Below are 24,740 nucleotides of genomic sequence, written 5' to 3'. Positions count from 1 at the left end.
ATGTCCTGGAAATTTTTATTACCCATTTTAATTTGCTTTTCCCTATGCGCAACATCTTGTAAGCACCAATTTCGAAGTATTACTAACGAGTGTCCTTTACAGATCTCTACTCCTGCGGCTGCAGATCAAAAAATTGAAAAGATCATTTGTAATAATGGTCTACCTCTGCTCATCATTTCAGATCCTAATCTTCCTACTTCTGGAGCCGCTCTTCTTGTAAAAACAGGAAACAATGCTGATCCTGAAGCATATCCTGGAATGGCGCACTTCACAGAGCACTGTGTTTTTCTTGGAAATGAAAAGTATCCTGAGGTTTCTGGTTTCCCCGAATTTTTAAGTGCTAATAATGGGGTGTATAATGCATTTACTTATCCCGATAAAACTGTCTTTCTATTTTCCGTAGAAAATTCTGCTTTTTCTGAAGCTGTAGATCAATTTGTTCATTTATTTATTAGCCCTAAGTTTCGTCAAGAGGATCTCGATAGAGAAAAGCATGCAGTCCACCAAGAGTTTGCTGCCTGTCCTCTCTCTGATACAAGGCGTATCCACCGTATTCAGCAGCTTGCTGCTCCTCAAGACTACCCCTCTGCTCGTTTTGGCTGTGGCAATGCCTCTACCTTAGCTCCCGTTACCACAGAGAAAATGACTGAATGGTTCAAATTACATTATTCTCCTGAGAACATGTGTGCAATCGCTTACACATCCGCACCTTTTCCTAAGGCAAAAAAACAACTAGCGAAGATCTTTGCTCAGATTCCTAGATCTCGAAATTACAAGGAACAACAGCCTTTCCTTCCTTCTGGAGACACCTCCTCATTAAAAAAACTCTATATTAACCAGGCAATTCAACCCACCTCTAATCTAGAAATCTATTGGCATATCTATGACTCCGTTCCGGCGATTCCCTTAGGTTGCTATAAAGCTCTTTCTGAAGTCTTAAGAAATGAGACTGAGAACAGTTTGGTATCTTTATTAAAAAAGGAACGGTTAATTACAAGTTTAGATGTGGATGTTTATAAAACATCTTTAAATACCAGTGAATTTTTTATTAGTTATGAACTTACAGAAAAGGGTGATCAACAGTATTCTAAAATTATTGACCTTACCTTCCAGTATCTTCAATATATTCAAGAGCACGGTATTCCTAGCTATATTCTCGAAGAGATCTCGACAATTAATGCTTTGAACTATTGTTATAGTTCTAAAAGTCCTCTTTTCGATTTACTTTGTGAACAAATTGTAGCTTTAGCTACGGAAGATTTATCCACTTATCCTTATCACACACTAGTTTATCCTTCATATTCTTCTCATGACGAGTCACTTCTTCTTAAAATAATTTCTGATCCCGAACAAGCACGTTATATTCTCTCTACAAAGAATCCCAAAAATTGGGAAGAAACTAGAGAACTCTATGATCCTATCTTTAATATGACTTATTATGTAAAAGCATTAGAAGGGGTTAAAGATTATGGAAAAAAGCCATCAGCACACACAATGGCTCTTCCGAAGCCAAATATGTTTATTCCAAAAGAAGTGACGCTTCCTGAGGCACAACTACTAAAAAAACAAGAGTTCCCTTTTTCTCCTGTACTCAGTTACCAAGATGATAAGTTAACTGTATATTATTGTGAGGACCGTTACTATACAACCCCAAAACTTTCTACTCAGATTCGTATTCGTTCTCCCGAGATTACTAGATCAACTCCTTATCCTTTAGTTGCGACAGAACTGTATTGCTTGGCTTTAAATGATTGGCTCGTAAGAGAGTATTATCCTGCAACTACGGCAGGTCTTTCCTTTACTTCTGCTTTAGGCGGTGACGGTATTGATTTAAAAATTTCGGGTTACACAACAACGGCTTCTGCGTTACTGAACTCTATTTTAACATCATTACCTAATTTAGAGATTAACGCGGAGGCATTTGCAATATATAAAAAGCAATTGTTGGAGCTCTACCAAGGAGGTTTACTTAAGTGCCCTGTACGTTCTGGTCTTAACGAGGCAATTTCTCAAGCCATCAAGGAAACTTATTCTAACACTACGAAACTTGCGGCTCTTGAAGAAGTAAGTTTTGGCCAATTCCAACTGTTTGCTTCTAAACTATTGAATAGCGTACACCTTGAAGCAATGGTTTTAGGAAATCTCTCTAACGAGCAGCAAAAGGATTTTATTGGTACCTTGCAAGGTTTCACGATGCCTCGTTCTCCCTATACTAGAAAGCCTTTTTACTATGAGTTAGCAGTTAATCGAGCTTCTGAGATCTATCATGACTATCCATTGACAGCAAATGGTATGCTGTTACTACTCCAAGATGAGAATTCCTCATCTATACAAAGCCAAGTCTGTGCAGAGATGTTATTTGAATGGCTCCACCAGGTTACTTTCGAAGAACTTAGAACAAAACAGCAGCTAGGGTATATGGTGGGGGCTCGTTATAGAGAGCTTGCTTCAAGACCTTTTGGCTTCTTCTATATCCGTTCGGATGCATATCCTCCAGAGGAACTCATGGATAAAACCTCCATATTTCTTAACAAGGTTTCCAGCTGTCCTCAGGACTTTGGAATGTCTCAAGAAAAATTTAGAAACATACGCAAAGCTTATATCAATAGGATATTAGAACCAGAGGATTCCTTTGACATGATGAACTCAGTGTTATTTTCTTTAGCTTTTGAGCATCCCTCTGTTGAGTTTTCTGTCCCTAATGCAAAGATTACTGCTGCGCAAACATTGACATACGAAGACTTCTTAGAATATTGTCAACGTTTTCTTACTAATAAATTTGGAGTAAAAACTAGCGTCTATATACGTGGCACTCAAAAGAATGAATAAAGTAAAAATATCGAATCCCATGTTCTATATTTATGTTTGTCCCCCTCCTCTTTATCTGAAAAAACAGTATAAAAACTCTGGAATATTTCTTAATAACCAGAATACTCCTAAAGAAATTATTGAGGGTCCTAGAGCTCCGAGAAATAGCCAACCCATATGAATTGTCGAAAAAGGAAAAGCCGATCTTAGAATGAGATACCCCACAATATTTGGGATATTGGAAACTATCGTCAGACCACCTGCTGCCATACAACCTACGACTACAAGGTAATGATAGCAGTCGGTAGCTACGGAAAGATTATGCACCAGGTAGTTAACAAGTGCATTATCTAAAAATATAGATAGCGTATATGAGACTGTCATATATCCAAAGTCTGAGAGACCATGCATTAAGTTTAACACCCACCACTCCTGAAGATCTCCGAATACGACTAAGCCAGCATAGAAAAGTCCTACATAACATACCTTAGGTACGTTTATCGTATCTTGATAAAAAATAGTGAATTTCTGGAATCCGAGATAAAACAGTAAAAGAGCTCCCATAAACAATGGTGTAGCTCGTGATAATATTATAGAACCAACGAATATAATATGGACACAGATGATCCACCAAGGTACTTGTTCTCCTGTCGAATCTTTAGTATTAGGAATATCTCGAAAATTCTTAAACTCTTTACGGAAAATAAAATAATAGATTGTTGTCGATACTAAGATAGAAATTACCGCTTTCCATGCGAAATGGGAAAGAAAAAAAGAATGATCCCATTTAAGTGCAGGGAAGATCAGGAAGAGAGCTCTTGAGGATACGTAGCTTGTCAGTCCTCCTATTGAGATATTAGAGAACAAAAGGCCAATAGTAGCGTATGCAAAACGTCGTGAAGGAGAAAAACTATAAAAATGCTTCATTAGCAATGTAGCACCGATAATCATAGCTCCTGTTTCCTTAAGGAGGCAGGAAAGCAGGGGTGGCGCTATCATCAATGTCCACCACCAAGCTTTTGGTGAGGTATTACCTAGCTTAGCAATTGTCGAAAGTACACGTTCTGCAAAGAATACTATAGGACGTGATTCGAGAAGAATAAGGATGACCATAATAAAGACAGCGAATCCATAGTTTCTACTATTAAAGTATGCCATGGTAATCCTGAAACCTTCGCTATATAGGAACCAGAAAAAGAGAGGAATTGACCATAAAAAAAATACAACCTCTACTCTACTTAAAATTCTGAAAAGTTCTGATAGGCGCACATAGCGTTTCCAAGACTCTGGGAAAACAAGTTTTTTGTGTTCATAAGACTGACAGAGGGTATAGAGCCAGGGAGTCAGAAAGGTATGTAGTATAGAGCAAAAAAAGAACACTGCTGCTCCTATTTTCAAAGAATAAGAGTACGAAGGCAGGATCATAAAAAACCAGGGGAACTATATTAATATTTATGCATAGACATAAAGATATTGGCAGTAAAAAGAAAGGGTCAAAAATTTTAAAAAATCTATCAATATCCCCCTTAAAGAGGCGAAACTTCTATATTAAGAAGCTAACATACATTTATAAAAAAATTGTTTAAAATAAAAAAATCCTTTAATTAGGAAGTGAAGGTGAGGGTTTAGTTATGTCACACAAGATTACACTTCCTGAAATTGATGAAAGTACTACTACAGAAGTATCAAGGATTTCCAAGGCTTCCAATTTTATATTCTCAACAGTAAAGAAAAAAGCCAATTTATGTAATATCCATGGACTTTGCCAAGCAGAAAGCTCACTTTCTGTAGAAGCAAATAAAATTATATCAGTGGCTGAAAACATACTTTCTGGTTATTTTTGTAAATAGCTCCTTCTAGAGAGTACCACTGATTTTTCCTATAAAGACAACGTACAGGAATTCCCTTGGTTTGCTTGATTAGGTTTTGAATATGAGACTTTACTTGGGTGTTTTTTTCTAACTTTTCTGAATAGGTGACAAATAAAGTTGCCCCTGAACCCGACATAAGCACATTGCTATGGAAAGGACTCCATATCCTCTCTAGCATGTGTTTTTTACTTCTTAAGTCTGGACGTATACGAAATACGGACTTTTCTAAATCGTTTTCACCATAATAAAACGATGTTGCACGCTTTCCTTTGCTGAAGTCTTCAGGAATCATGGATTGGTAAGCTTTTTGGGTGGAAACTCCATCAGAATCTAAATATAGAACATATTTATTATGGCTATAATTTAGTTTTATTATAGAAATCTGTTCTCCGCGACCTTTTCCTAGCGCGGATCCTAAAGAAAAAAAAAAGGGACATCGCTGCCAATTTCCTGAGCCCACAATTGCAAAGTAGCTGTAGGAATATTTGTTTGAAAGTGCTCATTAAGAGCATAAAGAGCAGTAGCAGCATTGCTGCTACCTCCTCCTAAACCCGCCCCTAAAGGAACAGATTTATTCAGGGTCCAAGAAACAGGTTGCAAAATTTGAGTTTCTCTTCTGAAAATAGCAAGACTTTTCCAAATGAGATTCGATGGGGAAACCAACTCATCAACATTGCTAATCAAACTATCCTTTGCACTACTTGTTAGAGAAAGTATATCTCCGAAATCTATAGTTTGATAAAAAGTTGTAAGCTCATGAAAACCATCAGAACGTTTCCCCCATATTTTCAAAAACAGGTTTAACTTTGCAGGAGAAAAATATTCCATAATATCTTCAAAACAAAATTTCCCACCCTATAAACTATTAGATCTTTTGAGTTTCTTCGGTCTGTTTTCCTTGTGGTAAAACAGTAACGTATTCACTATCAGAGCTAACCTCAACAAATAGGGTTGCGGTTACTTCTTCTTTGAGTTTTAAAGGGATACTTTTCTTCCCTAAATTCTTGATAGCATAGTGAGCATGGGGAAAATTTTTGCGAACTAAGAAAATATTCTGTTTACTGGCCTTTTCAATAATATCCGTGATAGTTACAGATCCATACATATTGTTATCAGGGTCAACACGGACTTGGAATTCCAAAACAATATCTTTGAGCATCTGAGCAATTCTCTCAGACTCTGTTTTATCAGAAGCTGCTTGTAGTAAACGTTGTTCTTTAAGTTTAGCTTGCAAACGCAGAGTCCCTGCACCAGCAATAATAGCTTTTTTCTTGGGGATAAGATAGTTACGGATATACCCAGGGCGAGCAACGACTAAATCACCACTACGGCCTAACCCATCAACATCTTCAAGTAAAAGTAGCTGTTGTTTCATTCTTCTTCCTCTAAATTAATCTTCTCCAACAAAAGGTAACAACCCTAAATGGCGAGCTCTTTTGATTGCTTGAGATAGCACGCCTTGGAAACGGGAAGAAACACCTGTAATTCTTCTGGGTAATACCTTACCTCTTTCAGTAATAAATTTTTTTAAGGTTTCAACATCCTTATAATCTATTGTTTTCCAACCTGCGGAAATAAAGGGGCATTTTTTATTAAAACGCTTCCTTCTATGTTCATTATTATGAACAGGCTTATTCATATTTTCTCCTTAACAAATTATTCAGGTAGAGAGGCGAACTCTAGGACTTCTTTTATAGAATCTGCTTTAAGTGTCATAAAGCGAAGTAAATCCTCATTTAAATGATACTCTTTCCAAAGCTCTGAAATGACCCCAGGAGAGACAGAAAAATAAATAAAATAATAATAGCCTTCCCTAGCTCCACGAATGGTATACGCTAGCTTTTTACGGCCTTGATCGTGAATTTTGTGAATTTCACCGCCGTAATTAGTTATCCCCGAAATAACCTTATCTAAAGCCTTACGCCTAGCTTCTTCACTAAGAGTTACGCTAAACACATAGGCGCCTTCGTAAAGCTGATTTTCCTTTTTTCCCATTAAAAACTCCTAAACACAGAGAGATAGAGTAGTTTATTATCCTCAGATATCTGAGTCCACTAAAATTATTTTAGAACTTCACTAAGCTGTTTCAAATTCTGAGCACCACTGATTAAATAGGGTAGTTGCTTCAATAAATACTGAATTCAGTTGCAGATTCTCTTCTTCAGAGAATTTTCCCAAAACAAAGTCAGATAGTTCTGTTCCCTCTTCAGAGGGTCTTCCCAAACCACACCGCAACTGCCAGTACTCACTCGAACCTAAGCTGGTAGTAATACTTTTAATACCATTATGCCCTCCACTTCCTCCGTTAAAACACAGACGAAGTTTTCCGAATGAACGATTCACATCATCAACAAGAACTAAGACATGACCAAGATCAATATTAAAATATTTTTTAGCCAAACTTACAGATTTACCACTTAAGTTAACAAAGGTCATCGGCTTAATAAAAATCAAAGTTCCAAAGGAAGAGTCTATAAGAGAGACTAAGGCATGACATTTTGATAAAAGTTGAAACGGAGAGCCCTTAAACTCTTTTACCAACCTATCCGCCAATAAGAACCCTAAGTTATGTCGAGTATTTTCATATTCACGTCCTGGGTTTCCTATAGCTACAACCAGCTTAGCCATGTTACCTTCTAGAAACGGTTATAGCAACTTCTTTCAGAGGTGTAATTGGTTCAATTCCACTAGGGATCTTTATATCAGATAATTTTCTCGTTTGAGAAAGTCCAACAGCCTGCACATCAAGTTCTAAGAAAGGCACAATATCTTTGGGTTTACATACGACACGAACAGAACGGATAATTTGCCTTAAAGACCCTCCCAACTTAACTCCAATACAATCTACAGCATTGATACAACGAATAGGGATATTTAATTTTACAGAACGATCCTCTATAAGTTCTTCAAAATCTAAATGGATGACATCGTAAGTAGTTATTTGATATTGGATATCTTTAACTAGAGCTTTAATTTTACGTCCTTCATAAGATAAGGAAAAGACTGTGGAAGACAGAGCTCCGCTTTCCAAATTAGATAAAAACTTCTTAAACACAAGTGCATCAACTGTGATATTAGCAAGACTCTTCCCTCCAGAATAGAGTACAGCAGGAATTCCTCCCTGTTGACGAATTTTCTTAAGAAAAGATTTTTTACCAGTCTTTCGACTTGTAACTATAAGCTCCATAATGTTGTTTTCTCCATAATCTTGAGCTAAAAGAGGTTTGGATTACGCATTGACCTCAAGAGTCCAAACATATTCTCTTAGAGGGCCTACCGCTGTCATATTGCGGACGTATATCTGACAGTTTTTGAGGCAAAATTATATCTCGAACTTGGAAAAAGTCAATATTTTCCCTAATCAAAGCATCAAACTTATATCCTTTCTCTAAAAAAAACAATTAAAGAATACAGTTACTAAAAGGAAATAAAAGGACACTGGGGTGGAAGGATTCGAACCTCCGATGCACGGTACCAAAAACCGCTGCCTTACCGCTTGGCCACACCCCAATAGAAAGGCACTAGTTTAACCAATCTTCAGTTTTTGAAAATAGGAAAATGATAAAAATCTCTCTTTTTTACTATTGAGATTTTACCTTTACACTTGATATGGGATATTTTTTGAACTTTAGGAAGAGTCTATGAGAATCGTGCAAGTCGCTGTCGAATTCACTCCTATTATTAAGGTCGGAGGTTTAGGCGATGCTGTAGCAAGCTTATCCAAGGAATTGGCAAAACAACATGACGTCGAAATCCTAATCCCCTACTATCCTTTAATTTTTAAATCCTCGTTATCCCATGTTCTTTCTGAACGCTCTTTTTATTACGAATTTTTAGGAAAACAACAGGCTTCTGCAATTTCTTATTCTTATGAGGGACTCACACTTACTATAATTAAGCTAGATTCGCAAATAGATTTTTTTTCAACAACATTAGTGTACTGTGACAATAGCGTAGTATCTTTCTCTGCTTTTGCAGCTGCAGCTGCAGCTTATCTTCAAGAAACAGAGCCTCCTGATATTGTACACTTACATGACTGGCATGTTGGTTTACTTGCAGGGTTACTTAAACATCCTCTTAGCCGTGTGCATGCAAAACTTGTCTTTACCATACATAATTTTGGTTATAGAGGATATTGCAGTACACAAATGCTGGCTGCATCGCAAATTGATGATTTTCATTTAAGTCATTACCAACTATTTCGTGATCCACAAACTTCAGTCATAATGAAGGGAGCTTTGTATTGTTCAGACTATGTCACTACAGTATCTCTTACTTATGTTCAGGAAATCATAAATGATTATTCTGATTACGAACTTCATGATGCTATTTTAGCAAAAAATTCTGTTTTTTCTGGCATTATCAATGGAATTGACGAAGACGTCTGGAATCCAGAGACTGATCCTGCTTTAGCAGTCAATTATGATGCGAGCTTATTAAGTCAACCTGAAGTCCTCTTCACTAAAAAAGAAGAGAATAAAGCTGCTTTATATACAAAATTAGGGATGAGCTTAGACTATTCTCCTTTGGTTTGCGTTATTTCACGTGTTGTTGAAGAGAAGGGTCCAGAATTCATGAAGGAAATCATTTTACATGCCATGGAAAATAGCTATGCCTTTATATTGATTGGGACAAGCCAAAATGATTATCTCCTTAACCAGTTTCGCAATTTACAAGAGTGTTTAGCAAATTCACCTAATATCCGGTTAATTTTAGATTTTAATGATTCTTTAGCACGGTTAACTTACGCTGCTTCTGATATGATCTGTGTCCCTTCACATAGAGAGGCATGCGGTCTTACACAACTGATCGCCATGCGTTATGGCACAGTTCCTTTAGTTCGAAAAACTGGAGGACTTGCTGATACAGTAATTCCTGGAGTAAACGGTTTTACTTTTTCTGATACAAATAACTTTAAAGAATTCCGAGACATGCTTAGTAATGCTTTAACGACATACCTTGAGCAACCAGATATTTGGTTTAATTTGATTGAGGCAGGAATGCTACGCGAATCTGGCTTAGATACTATGGCTGCAAATTATCAGAACCTATATCAATCGTTACTTTCGTGATTCTTTTCCACATCCTTGATTTTAGATTTTTGTGCTAAAAAATTCTTATTCATCCAGAAATATTCTATTCCTGAAGCTATAGAATAAACAGCTATTATTGAAACCATAACTGAAGCAAAGAGTTCCAATCCGTTATCAGATATAATCCCTAGGGAATGAGGGATCATTGCTAAAAGAATTAAGAAAAAGCTTAGTCCTTGTAATATGGCTTTAAGTTTTCCACTAGCTCTTGCAGCGACAACACACCCACGAAAGGCACATACCGTTCGCAGAGTACTAATTACAGAGTCTCTGGCTAAAAAGATAAATACGAGTAGTAAGGGTAAGTTTACTGGAGGTTGCGTAAAAGTAAGGTAGAGAGAAATTCTATAGATACTATCTGCCATAGGATCTAATAATTTACCTAAATCTGTAACCTGCGAAAACTTTCTCGCGACATAACCATCGATCGCATCTGTTAATTCTGAGATCGCGAGTAGGATGAGAAGCACATAAGGCAGAACCACAGGAGTGATTCCAAACCATTTTCCTTTTAAATAAAGGATCATGAAAATAGGTGTAATAAATAGCCGGGAAAAAGTTATATAATTAGGTAGTCCCACCCTACTCCCCTAATATGTGTTTCTTTTTGGTCTATAACAATCACCTGCCTAATGAACAAGGGCAATACAACCAAAGCTTGTGTATTTTTTGGTTCTCTAGCGTACTTTAAGACAAGTTAACATTTTCTTTTTTACAAAATCCAGGAAAGATCCCCCCCTCAAACAGGGAGTTTTCATCTTAAGGTATTTTAGTACCTTGTATGCTTAATTTTTGTATACTAAGAACCTTTTTTATTAAGTTAACTAGAAAATTTTCTAATTTTTCTGAATTAGTGAAAATATTGTCAAGCATTATGAAAACAAATATGACATGAGTTGTGATAATAGACCTTAGTTTTTATTTCTCGCCCCCCAAAAAACCATTTGTAGACAACTACAAAAATCAGACAATCTTTGTACATTTAATGAGATTGAGAGTTATTTTTTATATATAGTATTCTTATCTTTTGGTTTTCTGTACTATACTATTTTCGAAAACATATATACTAATCCTCATACATACCATGCGACAGACGGAAATCTATGCTTGTGGAGAAGACGTAGAAACAAGAAACTTCCTACTTGAGCTAAGGAGAATGTCAAAAGGAAAAATATTATACCTCGGAGTCATTTGTGTCAGATCAACCCCTCACTCTACAGTCTATGATTGCAACTATCTTGCGATTCTGGAGCAAGCAAGGGTGTGTTATTCATCAAGGATATGATTTAGAGGTTGGAGCTGGAACTTTCAATCCTGCAACATTCTTACGAGCATTAGGACCCGAACCCTATAAGGCTGCTTATGTAGAGCCCTCAAGACGTCCTCAAGATGGTCGGTACGGCATGCATCCTAATCGATTACAAAACTATCATCAACTTCAAGTCATTCTAAAACCAGTCCCTGAAAATTTCCTTTCTCTTTACCTAGAATCACTACGAGCTATTGGTTTAGATCTCTGTGATCATGATATTCGTTTTATTCATGACGATTGGGAAAATCCGACAATCGGAGCTTGGGGCTTAGGCTGGGAAGTATGGTTAAATGGTATGGAAATTACTCAGCTAACGTATTTCCAAGCAATTGGAAGTAAGCCTTTGCATAGTATTAGCGGAGAGATCACTTATGGCATCGAAAGAATTGCCATGTATTTACAAAAGAAAACTTCAATCTATGATGTCTTATGGAACGACAATCTAACTTACGGGGAAATTACACAAGCTTCCGAAAAATCATGGAGTCAATATAATTTCGATTGCGCAAATACTCAGATGTGGTTCAAGCATTTTGAAGACTTCTCTCAAGAAGCTTTAGCAACTCTTGAAAGTGGTCTCCCTATTCCTGCTTACGATTTTGTAATTAAAGCATCTCACGCCTTTAATATTCTGGATGCTCGAGGAACTATTTCTGTTACAGAGCGTACACGTTATATTGGTCGTATCCGTCAACTAGCTCGTTTAGTTGCCGATAACTATGTAGAGTGGCGAGCCTCTTTAAATTATCCTTTACTTAGTCTTCCCTTAGAATCTAAATGCATAAAAGCATCAACATCTATTGCACCTTGTATTTCGGATCCTGAGGATGTGTTATTAGAAATTGGTTCTGAGGAGCTTCCTGCAACTTTTGTTCCTATCGGAATACAACAAATGGAGTCATTGGCAAGTAAAATCCTTTCTGATCATAATATCGTTTATGATAGCTTAGAGGTGCTTGCTACTCCAAGACGATTAGCCCTATTTATCAAAAATGTAAATCCTGAGGTAATACAAAAAGCCTGTGAGAAAAAGGGGCCTGCGTTAACTGCACTATTTGCTTCTTCTGGGAAAGTTTCTCACCAGGGACAGCAATTTTTTGCTTCCCAAGGTTTCAAGATTTCTTGTTATGAAGATCTTTCTCAATACTCTCAACTTGTCATTCGTATAATCAATAATGCAGAGTATTTATTTTTACTAAATCCTGAAGTGAAATTACAAACTGCAGAAATCTTAATGCAAGAATTTCCCCTGATTATTCAGAAGATAAAGTTTCCTAAAAAGATGGTTTGGGATAACAGTGGGGTAGAATATCCTCGGCCTATACGTTGGTTAGTAGCTCTTTACGGTGAACAAGTCTTACCAATAACTTTCGGTAATGTAGTAGCTACAAGAAACTCTTTTGGACATCGTCAACTAGATCCCAGGCAGATTTCTATTCCCTCAGCAAAAGATTATGTAGAAACCTTAAGAAAAGCTTGTGTTGTAGTTTCACAAAAAGAGCGACAAATGACTATTGAACAAGGTCTACAAGCCCATAGTTCTTCTAAAGTTTCTGCAATCTATCTTCCTAATCTAATTGAGGAAGTTACGTTTCTATCGGAACATCCTTTTGTTTCCTGTGGACGATTTTCTGAACAATTTTGTGGTTTACCGAAAGAACTCCTTATTGCCGAGATGGTGAATCATCAGAAGTATTTTCCTATCCATGAGACTTCATCTGAAGCTATTTCAAATTTCTTTATTGTAGTGTGTGATAATTCTCCGAATGACATTATCATTGAAGGAAATGAAAAAGCTTTAACACCTCGTCTTTCTGATGGAGAATTTCTTTTCAAACAAGACTTAGAAACACCATTAGCTACTTTTGTTGAAAAGCTAAAATCTGTAACGTACTTTGAAGCTCTAGGTTCTCTGTACGATAAAGTAGAGCGTCTAAAAGCGCATCAAAAAACATTATGCATATTCTTCCCATTAGCAGCTTCCGAGGAACTTAATATTGCTATCCAATACTGTAAAGCAGATTTAGTCTCTGCTGTTGTCAATGAGTTTCCTGAACTCCAAGGGATCATGGGAGAATATTATCTCAAAAGTGCCAACCTTCCTAACGCCTCTGCTATTGCTGTGAGAGAGCACTTACGTCACATTACTATGAGTGAGAAAATCTCGACTGTAGGCGCCCTCCTCTCTCTTCTAGATCGTTTGGATAATCTGTTATCCTGCTTTATTTTAGGACTTAAACCTACATCTTCACACGATCCTTATGCATTACGTCGGCAATCTTTAGAGATTTTAACATTATTATCGATATCTCGAATCTCAATAGATCTTGCCGCTCTTTTAGACCGCTTAGCCGAGCATTTTCCTATGACTATCGACAGCAAAGTTTTGGATAAAACACAGATAGTTGCAGAGATCTTAGACTTTATTTGGGGTAGATTAAAAACATTTATGAATTCTCTGGGCTTTAGTAAGGAGGAAATTTCTGTTGTTCTTACAGATTCTGTCACTAAGAATCCTATCGAGATTTTAGACAAGGTAGAAGCTCTTCAGCTATTGAAAAAAGAACATCCTCAACATTTATCAGAGATAGTGATTACGCATAATCGGTTAAAGAAGATACTTTCCTCTTTGCAATTTTCTATAACATCTTATTCTACAGAGAATTTTGGTAATCCTGAAGCCAGTTTTAAACGAATTCTTGATACTTTCCCAAATCATCCTAAAGAAACTTCTGTTAATGCTTTTTTAGAATACTTTATATCTCTCAGCAGCCTTTGTAACTATATTCAAAATTTTCTAAATACTGTGCATATTGCTAGTGATGACGATACCGTTCGAAACTTAAGAATTTCGCTACTACTCTCTGCTATGGAGAAGTTTTCGCTCTGTCGGTGGGAAAATCTGTAGCTGTTTAATTTGATTAAAATGAAAACCTAGATAAAAAAGCACTCCTAAGAAATACAGCGAGTGCTTTCTCTTATTTAAATAGGACAGGTTTTATGCTTCTGATGGATCTTTTATTTTTGTAGAAATTTCATGATTGTCTGAAGTCAATTGCTTATCTTCCAAAGATGACGGGCATGATACTACTTCTTCATCGATAGCCAAAGGCACAAGACTAACCTCTAGAATCTCTCCAGATCCTTCTGGCGTGACGCAAACGACTGCAACGACCAGTCCTTCTGGGAATGTCTCTTCTTGGAACGTTAACTTAAACTTTTTGATTTCTCCAAGTATAGGATCTTGAACTGGAGGATAGACCAACGGATTGATTCCCGAAGGAATAAGAACTACAAAGTTTGCTAAATCGGAAAATATAGATTCTGAAAATACAGACATCACCTCATCACATACCTGATGTAATTCTATGCAAGAGGTATTGGTATCAGAACCAGGATTTGAGAATAAGACAATAACTAAAGGCTTCCCCTCATTTCTTGAGGCTTGTAATCCTTGTTCGTAGGAGTGGTAAATACATGTTTGAACTTCGGCGGAGTCAACTATCTCCTGCTTATTGCTATCATTGCCTTCTAAAGAAAGGGTAACCTCTTCACCAGCAAGAGGAAATATCATTAATAATGAAAGTAGAGATAGTACGATGCGCATGTAATGCCTCCTTGATTTATCAAAATTATATCGGAGATAGCGTGCCAAAATCCTATTTTAAAAGATACTCCTATCCTTTAGTTAGTTCCCAAAGGAAGGATAGCTTGACATCGAGCCGTGCCCTGTTCATCTAGCAAGATATAACATAGACGAGGACCCTCAACAGTACTCACTTCAGGAAATTTCTCTATAAAATTTCCCATATAGACAATTACAGGATCCATTTTGTAAGGAAAGTCTAGGGGGCTAATCAATCCCGGACAGAGGACAACTACATTAAAACCGCAACTAATTGCCTTCGGCAGGGAAAAAGAGCCATTCGTTAAAGAAGCAAATTTTTCTGTTTGATACTCAGAAAAGAAGACTATTATCCCCGGTTTCTTTTCATTAATAGCATTACTATAAGCAGCTTCAAATTCACAAAAGATTTGGGAACCTTCTACACATGAAAGTTCGGTAGGCCAGACAACATGGCACCCCTTATTTACTAGCTGTGCCGCAACTAAAGAAGAGGGCAGGGGAATAAAAACTAACAAAATCACAAGACAACGGTAAATCATAATTTTATTTATTAAATATTGGCTAAATAAAAAGAATTTATCAAAAACAAGAGATTAAAGCAGTAGAAATAGAAAATAAAATACCGTCTTATACAAACTAAACTGCGGTTAAACTATGAATTTTTGAAACGATAGTGGAAACAACCATGTTTACTAAAATATAAAGAACTGGCCGTCGATACAAATAGTTTAAGACGATCTGTAAATGAAAATATCTCAAGTTTAAACCACCTCATTTTGTGCTATTAGAGATTCTATTTCTAACCATTGTTGTGTCTGCCAATCATAGAGAATTCTAGAAATTCCAAATCCATATCCAATCTCTCGTATGAGCTCACTAGCTGTTTCAGAAAGAAGAAGGGTTTTAGCTGCCGAGACTCCAATGGCCTCAGTTAATGATATTGCTTGAGAATGTGAGGAAGAAAGAAGCGCATTTCCACAACAAAGCATTAGACTTAAAAATGGTAATAAAAATTTAAAAGATTTCATAAAAGATTTAATAAAAACAAAAAAAACGAAACAACATTTTATATTAAATTCATTAATTTTTCAATGAATTATAAAACATATATTTAAAATTAACTAATCTTGTTGCTTTTTAGATTGTGAAAGGGAGTTGAATTGAAAAGGCGTCTTATAGAAGAAAATTAAAAATTCTTTACAAAGGAAAGTATCACTTAGGAAAGTACCGTTTTTTCAGGATCTAACAATATAATCCTTCTTCTATCCTTACGCAACTGGACATAATCTTCCAAAATTTCAAGTTTTTTATTTTGAACATCATGGCTATAAGACAGGGGTTGGCAGTGTTCTTTCCACTTCCTATCCGCCATTTTCTGCAGAGCCTGCACAAAAACCGTATCTAAGACTTCTGTATTTAAGCGACGTTTTGTTAATAGTTGAAGTATTACAGAGTCAGAAAGCAATCGAAGAGCCTCATCAATAGGAACATTTTTCTGATACTGCTCATAATAAGAAATCATGAAGGCAAATAACTGTTGGCATTCAGAATGTTTAAAATCGCCAGAAACAAGGTAATATTGTGCAGTATAAAGAATTTTTCTGTTTGATCCAGAAAAGAGCATACATCGTAACACATCTGTTTCTATGACAGTATCTGGGTCAATTTTAGGAACTTTTTGTTTTGTTGAAATTTGCTTTGTTGTGATTTTCCCCTCAGGGTTTGCTAACAACAATACCATATCTTCAGGAATTGTCATCAAAGAGGCTAGCTGCCTTAAATGTTCATAGATAAGAACAGGGCTACCCCAGCGTTTGATCTGACGAATAGTTTCTTCAACTACAAGGGCTTTTTCTCTTGGACCAAATTTAGAGTAGGAACTAATTTTTTCACTGATCAAAAACGTAAGGTAGTCTTCACTTTGTTCTAGCAGATTCATAAGTGCGGAGCTTCCTCTTTGCATAAGGAAGGAGTCGGGGTCATGGCCCTCAGGTAGCTTAGATACAAATACTGACATTCCAGCAGTTTGACAAAGATCGCCAACACGTAGTGCTGCTTTGTTTCCTGCTTCATCACCATCAAATAGTAAGAAAATTTTTAATACACCTAATTTACCCAACTCTTTAGCATGTTCTTCAGTGAATGCTGTTCCTTGAGCGGCTACTGTACAATTAAACCCAAAGTCTATCATTTGTAGGCAATCGGCTTGTCCTTCTACTAAGATTACCTTCTTTTCTTTTACTATTCTTCTACGAGAAAAGTTCAATCCGAAAAGAATCCTAGATTTTTTGAATAGAGCGGTTTCTGGGGTATTCACATATTTTCCTCCGTGAGAGTTCTCTAGGAACCTCCTAGAAGAAAATCCAATAGTATGTCCTAAAGCATCATAGACAGGAAAGACAATTCTTCGGGAAAACAAAAACCATTTATTACCGAAAAACCCTGCCGTATCTAATTGTTCTTGAGAGATTTTCCTTTCTTGCATTGCTTGGACAAAAAGAGACTGTTCGGGTCCATATCCTAAATGAAATCGATCTATAGTATCCGGGGAAAATCCTCGTTGATATAAATACTGCAAAGCATGTCTCCCTTCAGGAAGATGATACAAACAATAGCGAAAAAAGGTTTCAGCTTCTCTGTTGATTTGACGTAATTCTTCCTTAAATCCCTGAGAAGGAGGAGTAAATCCAGAATCTTTTGGCTGAAGAACCAGGTCCACTTGAAATTTTTTAGCTAATATCAGAACAGATTCTGTAAAAGAATACCCTAAATGCTGCATTAAAAAGGCAATTGCATCTCCATGGGCTCCACACCCAAAGCAATGGTAATGAGCTCCTGTAGGGTTGACAATGAACGAAGGTGTCTTTTCTGTATGAAAAGGACAACACGCCTTGTATGTTGCACCTACTCGCTTCAAGTGGATATGTTCTGAAAGAACCTCCACAATATCTATACTGTGTCTCAGATTATCTAAGCTATCTTCGGTATACATGCAGTATGTGACTTGGTTACGCTGCAGTTTTCACTTACAGATTTTCCCCTGATTATTGATTTACTTCTGTATTTTGTCTAATGCAGCTTTTTCTTTTAGATGCATTTTTTTTATTCGGCAATTGTTATGCAAAAGAATTTTTTTATTTATAGCTTACAAAGCAGGACATCATTGCCGAAAATTGACTTGGAATTAATACTCCGTCATGTTTATCTTTCTTAAAGGGGTTCAGCCTTAAATTCGGCATTCCTAATCCCTACTCTAGATGTAAAACTGAGGCTGTCTCTCAGGAATTTTAGAGACTCTTTTGAGAATTCTACTTTCCTGTATTCCTAGAAGCCCTTGGCACAAAGTCCCGGTAATAAGTTAGCTAAATGCAATTTAAATCCTAATGATAATACAGAAACAATTAACGTACGTTGCGAATAAATTATGACAGCAAAAAAACCTACCCCTATGATGGAACAGTGGCACCAGTGTAAAAAAAAAGCTGAAGAGTCAGTCCTTTTATTTCGCATGGGAGACTTTTATGAAGCTTTCTATGATGATGCTGTTCTTTTATCTCAACATTTGGAACTTACGTTAACACAAAGGCAAGGCATTCCTATGAGCGGAATCCCTTACTCAACAGTGGATACCTATGTTGATCGCCTCATTAGCAAAGGGTTTAAAGTCGCTATTGCTGAACAGCTCGATGAGCGTTTAGAACAGAATGATGGTAAAAAAATAGGTCCGTTGGCTCGAGATATTCAAAGATTTGTGACCCCTGGGACTTTACTTTCATCGACCCTACTTCATGAAAAATCTAATAACTATATTGTTGCTATCAATCGCGTAGGATCTCTATTCGGCTTCGCCTGTTTAGATCTTTCTACGGGATCGTTTCTTATCCAAGAATGCGAAAACACCAAGGAACTTGTTGACGAGATCTGTCGTTTGTCCCCCTCAGAAGTCCTTGCCTGCAACAAATTTTATAACAAAGAAATTTCTGTAGTACAGAAATTACAACAAAGTCTAAGGCTTACCCTATCAACATACGCAGATTGGGCTTTTGAACACAAGTTTGCTTCTCAGAAACTTACAACTCATTTTCAAGTAGCCTCTTTGGATGGTTTTGGCCTTAAGGGGTTAGTTCCAGCCATTAATGCTGCAGGAGGTCTTCTCTCTTACATCCAAGATAAGCTTTTACTACCTACAAAACATATTGCCATTCCGAAAACTCGTGGAAAAGAACAAAAATTATTAATAGATACATCATCTCAAGTTAACCTAGAACTTCTAGTCCCGCTTAATAATCCTCAGGAGAAAAGCTCTCTCTTGCATATCATGGACCATACCAGTACACCTATGGGAGGAAGACTTTTACGTCAAATTTTACTCAGTCCTTTCTACAATCCTAAAGAGATTCTCTTACGTCAAGATGCTGTAGAATTTTTTCTTCGACAAGCGACATTGAGAAAAAACATAAAAACCTATCTTTGTCAAGTGCGTGATATTGAACGTCTCATGACTAAAGTAACTACAGGATGGGCAGGACCTAGAGATATCGGCATGCTCAGGGATTCCTTTTCTGCTGGAACTTGCATTTCCGAACAACTAGGAGACTCTAGTCTGCCAGATTTTTTTTTAAATAAAGCCTCCTTGGATAAGAAGTTATCCAATTTAATTGAATTGCTCTCAAAAGCATTAAACGGTGATCTTCCTCTCCGTGTTTCTGAAGGCAATATTTTTGTTGATGATTTCCACAATGACCTAAAGCGTTTACGCTACAACCAAGAGCATTCCCAAGAATGGCTTTGGGAATACCAAGAACGCATTCGTAAAGAAACAGGAATCAAAAAACTGAAAGTATGCTTTGCTCAGGCTTTAGGATATTATATTGAGGTTAGCAGTGAGTTTGCTCCTCAGTTGCCTAAAAACTTTATTCGTCGGCAATCACGACTACATGCAGAGAGATTCACTACTGTTGAATTGCAACAATTCCAAGATGATATGTTCAATATCTCTGATAAACTGCAAGCTTTGGAAACTCAGCTCTTCAAAGATCTCTGCTCACAAATTTTACAATTAGCTCCAGAGATCGCTACACTCTCTCAAAGCCTTGCAGATATAGACTACATAATCTCTCTTGCAGAACTAGCAGATACCCAAGGCTATTGTCGACCTCGTGTGGATGCGAGTGACGCCTTATCCATTTATCGTGGTTGCCATCCCGTAGTGAAAACTCTATTAGACACTGGGAAATTTATTCCTAATGATACTGAGATGCACAACTCGCAAACTCAGATGATCTTACTTACAGGGCCTAATATGGCAGGGAAATCGACGTATATTCGTCAGGTAGCTCTTTTAGTGATCATGGCTCAGATGGGATCTTATATCCCTGCCAAATCTGCCCATATTGGAGTTGTCGATAAAATTTTTACTAGAATAGGCGCTGGAGATAACCTTTCAAAAGGTATGTCTACATTCATGGTGGAAATGGCAGAAACTGCCAATATCCTTCATAACGCTACAGATCGATCGCTGGTCATCTTAGATGAGATAGGCAGAGGCACAAGTACCTATGACGGCCTTGCGATTGCTCAAGCTGTTGTTGAATATCTTCTATTCACTGATAAAAAGAAAGCAAAGACACTCTTTGCAACTCATTATAAGGAATTGACTACTTTAGAAGATCACTGTCCCCATGTAGAAAATTTTCATGCTGGAGTTAAAGACAAAATGGGGCAACCTGTTTTCTTATATGAGATTCTCAAAGGACACTCACAAAAAAGCTTTGGCATTCATGTCGCAAGACTTGCTGGCTTTCCCCTTTGTGTGATATCGAGAGCTCAGCAGATCTTAAGAGAACTAGAAGGCCCTGAACCCATCACACGTCCTACTGAAAACAAGATGAAACAACTTACATTGTTCTAGTTATGCGTATTGAGGATTTCTCTCTCAAACTCGTTCCCTCTTCTCCTGGAGTCTACTTAATGAAGGACATGCAAGGTCAAGTTCTCTATATTGGGAAGGCTAAAAATCTCAAAGCTCGCTTAGCATCCTATTTTCACGAGAAGGGCGACTCCCGGAAACGCATCCCATTTCTTATGAAAAAGACTAAAATTATTGAAACTATCGTAGTATCAAATGAAACTGAAGCCTTGCTTTTAGAAAACAATCTGATCAAGCAGTACCATCCCAAATATAATGTCTTACTGAAGGATGATAAAACCTTTTTCTGCCTTGCGATTGCTCTTACGCATTCCTGGCCAAAAGTGGAAGCTATCCGCACCAAGGGAATTACCTCATCAAAGCAGCAATTGATTTTTGGTCCTTATGTAAGTGCTGAGGCATGTCATACACTCTTAGAGGTCATCAGCCAATGGTTTCCTCTTAGAACATGCTCAGATCGAGAATTTATCTTAAGAAAACGACCATGTATTCTTTATGACATGAAACGCTGTCTAGCTCCTTGTGTCGGTCGCTGCTCAAGCGAAGAATACCAAACAGTCTTAGAAAAAGCGATTCTCTTTCTCAAAGGAAAAATCAAAGAAGTTGTTCAGGACTTAGAGCAAGCTGTGCAAAAAGCTTCGGAAAACTTAGAATTTGAGCAGGCTGCTATCCACTATCGTACTTTGTCATTAATTAAACATGCTATGGCGAAGCAACATGTTGAGAAATTTCATTTTCAAAATATCGATGTACTAGGTCTTTATAGGAATGAGGAACTGACTATTCTTACAATTCTTACTGTACGTTCAGGGAAACTTCTTGGGGCACGCCATTTCTCTTTTCTTAAAAATGCTCAAGAAGATCAAGATCTTCTTTCTTCTTTTATTTTACAGTTCTATGCTAACCAACCCTATCTTCCTAAAGAAATTCTGACACCTGTTCGTCTAGAATTTTCAAGTCTTCCTTCCTTATTAAGTTTAGCCTCTCCTCCTCGCCTATGCTCCCCTAAAATGGGTTACGGAAAAGAACTCCTAGATCTTGCTCATCGCAATGCAAAGGCATTTTCTGGAACTAAAATCCTTACATCAAATCTTCCCTATCAGGAATTGCAAAAAGTACTGCAGACATCACAATATCCTTATCGTATAGAATGTTATGATAATGCCCATATGCAAGGATCCTATGCTACTGGAGCATATATTGTATTTGAAAATAATCAGTTCGAGCCTAAACATTACCGCACCTTCTCTATCCATAGTAGTGAAACTAAAAATGACCTAGCACTACTAGAAGAGGTTTTAACAAGAAGGTTGGAGTCATTAACCTCTGTTCTTCCTGATATGATTATGATTGACGGGGGAAAGACTCATTACAACAAAGCAAAAAAAATACTACTCAAGTTAAATCTTACTGGTATCCAAGTCATTGCTATAGCAAAAGAAGGAAGTAGTCATAGCCGAAGTTTAAATAAAGAGAAGATCTTCTGTGAGACTTTCCCAAATGGTCTCTCATTGCCTCCTACTTCTAAGTTATTACAATTTTTCCAAATTCTCCGTGATGAAGCTCATCGCTTTGTAATTGGACAACATAGGAAAAAAAGAAGAAAAGCTTTGTTTGTGCAAGAAAAAATTCCTGGAATTGGAGAAGTAAAGCGGAAGCGATTGTTGCAAAAGTTCAAAAGCTGGAAACAGGTAGAACGAGCCTCCCAGGAAGAGCTAGAAGCTATCCCTGGGTTAACTAAGAAAGATATCACAACGCTTCTTGGCTTGCAAAAAGATTTGAAAAAACTCGACTAAGTTGATACTTCAGAATTGTCCATTAAAAAATCTTCAGGAGAAGGAAGATCTTGAACGGTTATTTCTTCCTCAATTTCTTCATCAATGCGATCTTTAGGCTGGGTCAACCCTTTGATGATAATGTGAACAGCAGCAACATGAAGTCCTGTGTACTCAGAGATTTCTGAAACAATACAGCCTTGAATTTCTTCTGTCTTCTCAGGTATAGAAACACCGTAATCTACATTCACTTCAACACGAACTTTGACTAAATGATTCTTAGAATCTTGTTCTACATAGATTCCCTTCATTCTTTCGATATCCCTACCAAATAGAGCGTCTATTAAATTTCCTCCGAGGAGAGAAACGCCGTTAATTTTTGCTAAACAATGCAAAATAATTACTTGGATAACACGGGTTTCGATATCACGGCTGAATACTGTTTCAGGAAACTCAATCTCCTTGATATCTAATTTTAAATTTTGTTTTTCCATTTTCCTCCTCCAATGAGCCCCATTTAAAAAATACAACATCATCGAAATAATAATTGTTAGCGACAGTTTAATATGCCAGCGGTTAATATGCTACATCCATTAACGCTACTTCTGGTTGTTGTATATAATTTATAGAGTTGTAATTTCAGGCTTACTTATATTTCTATTTTATAGAGAAAAGCATAGTATTGTTGGTTAAATTGTTGAAAAGCAATGTTAATTTTTATTCGTCTAATTACTCCATTCCTCTTTCTTTAAGAATAGGGCTTCCGTTAAACTCTTTGGGTTTCCTATTTTCCTCCATGAACCTGCCCTATTTCTCTAGCGAGAAATGTAACACTATGGAAATAATGAGTGTTAATGATGGTCTACTAATCTTGTGAGTATGCTAAGTCCTATGCTTTCTATTTCGATTTTATTATTTTATATGATTTTGGGTTGTTTATCTGCCTACATAGCTGATAAAAAAAACCGAAATGTTATCGGCTGGTTTCTTGCAGGAGCATTTTTTGGGTTTATTGGTTTAATTATTCTTCTTCTTCTTCCTGCTCGTCAGAATAATAGTTCAGACAAGCTCCGAGAGGATCCTTTTGATAATTCCTACGTTTTTGATGATCTACAAAAAAAACTAGAAGATGAAAAAGCGACAGAAGAAGATAAATTAACCTCTGCTCAAGATCTTAAAGAAGTCATAATTGATACAGAGAAATGGTTTTATCTAGATAAAGCTAGAAAAACCGTAGGTCCTTTATCTTTTGAAAATTTAATTTTATTTTTAAAAGATCAGGATTATCACTCTAAAGCCAAAACGGTTCCGGAAGAAATTTGGGTCTGGAAAAAGGGAATGGAGGATTGGAAACGGACAAAAAACGTTACAGAACTACAGCAAGCCTTAAAAACATCAAAATAAGCCTCTCATGATTTTTAAAATTAACAATTCGAGGCTCGACAGAGATTAGAAAATAGGTTACCAGCTAGCCTTAATAACTCCAGGAATTTCTCCCATAGAAGCCATTTGTCTAAAACAAATTCTAGAAATAGCAAATTTTCTTAAAAAGCCCCTTGGACGACCTGTCAACAAGCACCTATTATGTAAGCGTGTAGGAGAAGTATCTCGCTTCATTTTATTTAAAGCAATGCGAGCATTCTCTTTTTCTTCTTCGCTAACAGATAAACTTTTTACGATCTTACGAAGGTCTGATCGTTTTTTAAAATTAGCCTCTACCAATCGTCGACGCTTAGCTTCCCTTGCTACTGATGATTTTTTCGCCATGCGTTTTTACCTAAATTTTTTAAATTACTTTTTACGTGCAGGTCCTGCTTGACGCTGCTTTCGATTTGGATCTTTCTTATTAATTACATAGAGGCGACCTTTACGGCGAACCAACTTATCACCTTTAGATGGATCAGCCTTAACAGATGAACTAACTTTCATGAAAATATTCCTTACTTCTCATAACAAGGAGAAGTATACTAAGTTACAATAAGGAACCAATTTAATCTCCCAGAAGCTTTTTTGACAATATTAGACTATCGTCTATTGTAATTTCTTAGATAAGTTTGAAGAAAGCTGATGTCTTCTTATTGATCTTTATTAATGTAATCCTCTAAAATTTTGGGGAAGCCTCTTCTAGTGAGACTAACAAATTACGAATAGAACGAGGTTAAGAATTATAGGAAGACATTGTGAAACGGACTTATCAACCTAGTAAAAGAAAACGTCGTAATTCTGTGGGTTTCCGTGCTCGTATGGCCACAAGAAATGGTAGAAAACTTTTAAATCGCCGTCGCCGTCACGGTAGGCATGCTTTAGTTGATTTATAATTAATA

Annotated in this window: 24 protein-coding genes and 1 tRNA gene; 8 read left to right on the top strand and 17 right to left on the bottom strand. The window is 36.8% G+C overall.

The features are described 5' to 3' along the window. Positions 1-2,829, top strand: a complete 2,829-nt coding sequence (locus tag C834KP_RS04645; RefSeq protein WP_108896999.1) for an insulinase family protein — start codon at positions 1-3, stop codon at positions 2,827-2,829. A 51-nt stretch (positions 2,830-2,880) separates the two neighbouring features. Here C834KP_RS04645 and C834KP_RS04640 read toward each other — a convergent pair whose 3' ends face one another. Beyond that, on the bottom strand, positions 2,881-4,233 hold the full coding sequence (locus tag C834KP_RS04640) for a putative Na+/H+ antiporter (RefSeq protein ID WP_108896998.1): 1,353 nt from the start codon (positions 4,231-4,233) through the stop codon (positions 2,881-2,883). Between the two features lie 206 nt (positions 4,234-4,439). Between C834KP_RS04640 and rbp7 the strand changes: the two genes are divergently transcribed. After that, positions 4,440-4,658 (top strand): reticulate body protein Rbp-7, encoded by a 219-nt coding sequence (gene rbp7, locus C834KP_RS05420; RefSeq protein ID WP_108896997.1) that lies wholly within the window; start codon positions 4,440-4,442, stop codon positions 4,656-4,658. On the opposite strand, the gene C834KP_RS04630 is transcribed toward rbp7, so the two are convergent. The 8 genes from C834KP_RS04630 to C834KP_RS04595 all read right to left on the bottom strand — a co-directional run bounded on the left by C834KP_RS04630 (position 4,612) and on the right by C834KP_RS04595 (position 8,189). Continuing rightward, entirely contained in the window at positions 4,612-5,139 is a 528-nt protein-coding gene (locus C834KP_RS04630; RefSeq protein WP_108896996.1) for a 4-(cytidine 5'-diphospho)-2-C-methyl-D-erythritol kinase, read from the bottom strand. The two genes, rbp7 and C834KP_RS04630, sit on opposite strands and share 47 nt — an antisense overlap. Next, a complete protein-coding gene (locus tag C834KP_RS04625) occupies positions 5,094-5,507 on the bottom strand; it encodes a 4-(cytidine 5'-diphospho)-2-C-methyl-D-erythritol kinase (protein WP_108896995.1) in 414 nt (137 codons plus the stop codon). The genes C834KP_RS04630 and C834KP_RS04625 overlap by 46 nt, the downstream gene beginning before the upstream one ends. Positions 5,508-5,544: 37 nt before the next feature. Continuing rightward, positions 5,545-6,054 (bottom strand): 50S ribosomal protein L9, encoded by a 510-nt coding sequence (gene rplI / locus C834KP_RS04620; RefSeq protein ID WP_108896994.1) that lies wholly within the window; start codon positions 6,052-6,054, stop codon positions 5,545-5,547. A 15-nt stretch (positions 6,055-6,069) separates the two neighbouring features. Next, a complete protein-coding gene (gene rpsR, locus C834KP_RS04615; protein WP_108896993.1) occupies positions 6,070-6,318 on the bottom strand; it encodes a 30S ribosomal protein S18 in 249 nt (82 codons plus the stop codon). A gap of 17 nt (positions 6,319-6,335) precedes the next feature. Then, positions 6,336-6,674, bottom strand: a complete 339-nt coding sequence (rpsF, locus tag C834KP_RS04610) for a 30S ribosomal protein S6 (RefSeq protein ID WP_108896992.1) — start codon at positions 6,672-6,674, stop codon at positions 6,336-6,338. Positions 6,675-6,755: 81 nt separating this feature from the next. After that, positions 6,756-7,307, bottom strand: coding sequence for an aminoacyl-tRNA hydrolase (pth, locus tag C834KP_RS04605; protein WP_108896991.1), 552 nt, complete (start codon positions 7,305-7,307; stop codon positions 6,756-6,758). A 1-nt stretch (position 7,308) separates the two neighbouring features. Continuing rightward, a complete protein-coding gene (locus tag C834KP_RS04600; RefSeq protein ID WP_108896990.1) occupies positions 7,309-7,866 on the bottom strand; it encodes a 50S ribosomal protein L25 in 558 nt (185 codons plus the stop codon). Between the two features lie 251 nt (positions 7,867-8,117). Further along, positions 8,118-8,189 (bottom strand) — tRNA-Gln (locus C834KP_RS04595). A gap of 131 nt (positions 8,190-8,320) precedes the next feature. On the opposite strand from C834KP_RS04595, the gene glgA reads away from it, so the two are divergent. Beyond that, the gene (gene glgA, locus C834KP_RS04590) at positions 8,321-9,751 is read left to right on the top strand and encodes a glycogen synthase GlgA (RefSeq protein ID WP_108896989.1); all 1,431 of its coding nucleotides are present in this window, start codon (positions 8,321-8,323) and stop codon (positions 9,749-9,751) included. On the opposite strand, the gene pgsA is transcribed toward glgA, so the two are convergent. After that, positions 9,733-10,353, bottom strand: coding sequence for a CDP-diacylglycerol--glycerol-3-phosphate 3-phosphatidyltransferase (gene pgsA / locus C834KP_RS04585; RefSeq protein ID WP_108896988.1), 621 nt, complete (start codon positions 10,351-10,353; stop codon positions 9,733-9,735). The genes glgA and pgsA overlap by 19 nt on opposite strands. Before the next feature lie 612 nt (positions 10,354-10,965). On the opposite strand from pgsA, the gene C834KP_RS04580 reads away from it, so the two are divergent. After that, positions 10,966-13,992, top strand: coding sequence for a glycine--tRNA ligase (locus C834KP_RS04580; protein ID WP_108896987.1), 3,027 nt, complete (start codon positions 10,966-10,968; stop codon positions 13,990-13,992). A gap of 90 nt (positions 13,993-14,082) precedes the next feature. Here the strand turns inward: C834KP_RS04580 and C834KP_RS04575 are convergent, their stop codons facing one another. The 4 genes from C834KP_RS04575 to dnaG form a co-directional block, all read right to left on the bottom strand. Continuing rightward, a complete protein-coding gene (locus tag C834KP_RS04575; RefSeq protein ID WP_108896986.1) occupies positions 14,083-14,691 on the bottom strand; it encodes a CT795 family Sec-dependent secreted effector in 609 nt (202 codons plus the stop codon). A 77-nt stretch (positions 14,692-14,768) separates the two neighbouring features. After that, positions 14,769-15,251 (bottom strand): CT795 family Sec-dependent secreted effector, encoded by a 483-nt coding sequence (locus C834KP_RS04570; protein ID WP_108896985.1) that lies wholly within the window; start codon positions 15,249-15,251, stop codon positions 14,769-14,771. A gap of 222 nt (positions 15,252-15,473) precedes the next feature. Continuing rightward, the gene (locus C834KP_RS04565; protein ID WP_108896984.1) at positions 15,474-15,740 is read right to left on the bottom strand and encodes a hypothetical protein; all 267 of its coding nucleotides are present in this window, start codon (positions 15,738-15,740) and stop codon (positions 15,474-15,476) included. A gap of 188 nt (positions 15,741-15,928) precedes the next feature. After that, positions 15,929-17,704, bottom strand: coding sequence for a DNA primase (gene dnaG / locus C834KP_RS04560; protein ID WP_108896983.1), 1,776 nt, complete (start codon positions 17,702-17,704; stop codon positions 15,929-15,931). 432 nt (positions 17,705-18,136) lie between these two features. On the opposite strand from dnaG, the gene mutS reads away from it, so the two are divergent. Next, a complete protein-coding gene (gene mutS / locus C834KP_RS04555; protein ID WP_108896982.1) occupies positions 18,137-20,623 on the top strand; it encodes a DNA mismatch repair protein MutS in 2,487 nt (828 codons plus the stop codon). A 2-nt stretch (positions 20,624-20,625) separates the two neighbouring features. Beyond that, positions 20,626-22,437: an excinuclease ABC subunit UvrC gene (gene uvrC, locus C834KP_RS04550; RefSeq protein ID WP_108896981.1), complete on the top strand. Its 1,812-nt coding sequence runs from the start codon at positions 20,626-20,628 to the stop codon at positions 22,435-22,437. Here the strand turns inward: uvrC and C834KP_RS04545 are convergent. Further along, positions 22,434-22,910: an Asp23/Gls24 family envelope stress response protein gene (locus C834KP_RS04545; RefSeq protein ID WP_108896980.1), complete on the bottom strand. Its 477-nt coding sequence runs from the start codon at positions 22,908-22,910 to the stop codon at positions 22,434-22,436. The genes uvrC and C834KP_RS04545 overlap by 4 nt on opposite strands. A gap of 385 nt (positions 22,911-23,295) precedes the next feature. Here C834KP_RS04545 and C834KP_RS04540 point away from each other — a divergent pair, with 385 nt between their 5' ends. After that, entirely contained in the window at positions 23,296-23,820 is a 525-nt protein-coding gene (locus tag C834KP_RS04540) for a DUF4339 domain-containing protein (protein ID WP_108896979.1), read from the top strand. 57 nt (positions 23,821-23,877) lie between these two features. On the opposite strand, the gene rpsN is transcribed toward C834KP_RS04540, so the two are convergent. Continuing rightward, entirely contained in the window at positions 23,878-24,183 is a 306-nt protein-coding gene (rpsN, locus tag C834KP_RS04535; protein ID WP_108896978.1) for a 30S ribosomal protein S14, read from the bottom strand. Positions 24,184-24,207: 24 nt separating this feature from the next. Next, positions 24,208-24,345 carry a 50S ribosomal protein L36 gene (gene rpmJ, locus C834KP_RS04530; protein ID WP_010883571.1) on the bottom strand — a complete coding sequence of 46 codons (138 nt, stop codon included), beginning with the start codon at positions 24,343-24,345 and terminating at the stop codon, positions 24,208-24,210. Positions 24,346-24,596: 251 nt separating this feature from the next. Here rpmJ and rpmH point away from each other — a divergent pair, with 251 nt between their 5' ends. Further along, positions 24,597-24,734: a 50S ribosomal protein L34 gene (rpmH, locus tag C834KP_RS04525; protein WP_100934197.1), complete on the top strand. Its 138-nt coding sequence runs from the start codon at positions 24,597-24,599 to the stop codon at positions 24,732-24,734. The last annotated feature ends 6 nt before the right edge of the window (positions 24,735-24,740 follow it).

It is taken from the genome of Chlamydia serpentis (assembly GCF_900239945.1).
Taxonomy (GTDB): Bacteria; Chlamydiota; Chlamydiia; order Chlamydiales; family Chlamydiaceae; genus Chlamydia; species Chlamydia serpentis.
Note: the sequence above shows the minus strand (reverse complement) of the source record. Positions and strands in the feature narration are given on the sequence as shown.

Coding starts and splice junctions, on each gene's coding strand:
- C834KP_RS04570 (WP_108896985.1), bottom strand. CDS start 15,251: ATGATTTACCGTTGTCTTGTGATTTTGTTAGTTTTTATTCCCCTGCCC.
- mutS (WP_108896982.1), top strand. CDS start 18,137: ATGACAGCAAAAAAACCTACCCCTATGATGGAACAGTGGCACCAGTGT.
- rbp7 (WP_108896997.1), top strand. CDS start 4,440: ATGTCACACAAGATTACACTTCCTGAAATTGATGAAAGTACTACTACA.
- rpsF (WP_108896992.1), bottom strand. CDS start 6,674: ATGGGAAAAAAGGAAAATCAGCTTTACGAAGGCGCCTATGTGTTTAGC.
- uvrC (WP_108896981.1), top strand. CDS start 20,626: ATGCGTATTGAGGATTTCTCTCTCAAACTCGTTCCCTCTTCTCCTGGA.
- C834KP_RS04645 (WP_108896999.1), top strand. CDS start 1: ATGTCCTGGAAATTTTTATTACCCATTTTAATTTGCTTTTCCCTATGC.
- C834KP_RS04565 (WP_108896984.1), bottom strand. CDS start 15,740: ATGAAATCTTTTAAATTTTTATTACCATTTTTAAGTCTAATGCTTTGT.
- pth (WP_108896991.1), bottom strand. CDS start 7,307: ATGGCTAAGCTGGTTGTAGCTATAGGAAACCCAGGACGTGAATATGAA.
- rpmJ (WP_010883571.1), bottom strand. CDS start 24,345: ATGAAAGTTAGTTCATCTGTTAAGGCTGATCCATCTAAAGGTGATAAG.
- C834KP_RS04575 (WP_108896986.1), bottom strand. CDS start 14,691: ATGCGCATCGTACTATCTCTACTTTCATTATTAATGATATTTCCTCTT.
- rpsR (WP_108896993.1), bottom strand. CDS start 6,318: ATGAATAAGCCTGTTCATAATAATGAACATAGAAGGAAGCGTTTTAAT.
- C834KP_RS04545 (WP_108896980.1), bottom strand. CDS start 22,910: ATGGAAAAACAAAATTTAAAATTAGATATCAAGGAGATTGAGTTTCCT.
- dnaG (WP_108896983.1), bottom strand. CDS start 17,704: ATGTATACCGAAGATAGCTTAGATAATCTGAGACACAGTATAGATATT.
- C834KP_RS04600 (WP_108896990.1), bottom strand. CDS start 7,866: ATGGAGCTTATAGTTACAAGTCGAAAGACTGGTAAAAAATCTTTTCTT.
- glgA (WP_108896989.1), top strand. CDS start 8,321: ATGAGAATCGTGCAAGTCGCTGTCGAATTCACTCCTATTATTAAGGTC.
- rpsN (WP_108896978.1), bottom strand. CDS start 24,183: ATGGCGAAAAAATCATCAGTAGCAAGGGAAGCTAAGCGTCGACGATTG.
- rplI (WP_108896994.1), bottom strand. CDS start 6,054: ATGAAACAACAGCTACTTTTACTTGAAGATGTTGATGGGTTAGGCCGT.
- C834KP_RS04640 (WP_108896998.1), bottom strand. CDS start 4,233: ATGATCCTGCCTTCGTACTCTTATTCTTTGAAAATAGGAGCAGCAGTG.
- C834KP_RS04625 (WP_108896995.1), bottom strand. CDS start 5,507: ATGGAATATTTTTCTCCTGCAAAGTTAAACCTGTTTTTGAAAATATGG.
- C834KP_RS04540 (WP_108896979.1), top strand. CDS start 23,296: ATGCTAAGTCCTATGCTTTCTATTTCGATTTTATTATTTTATATGATT.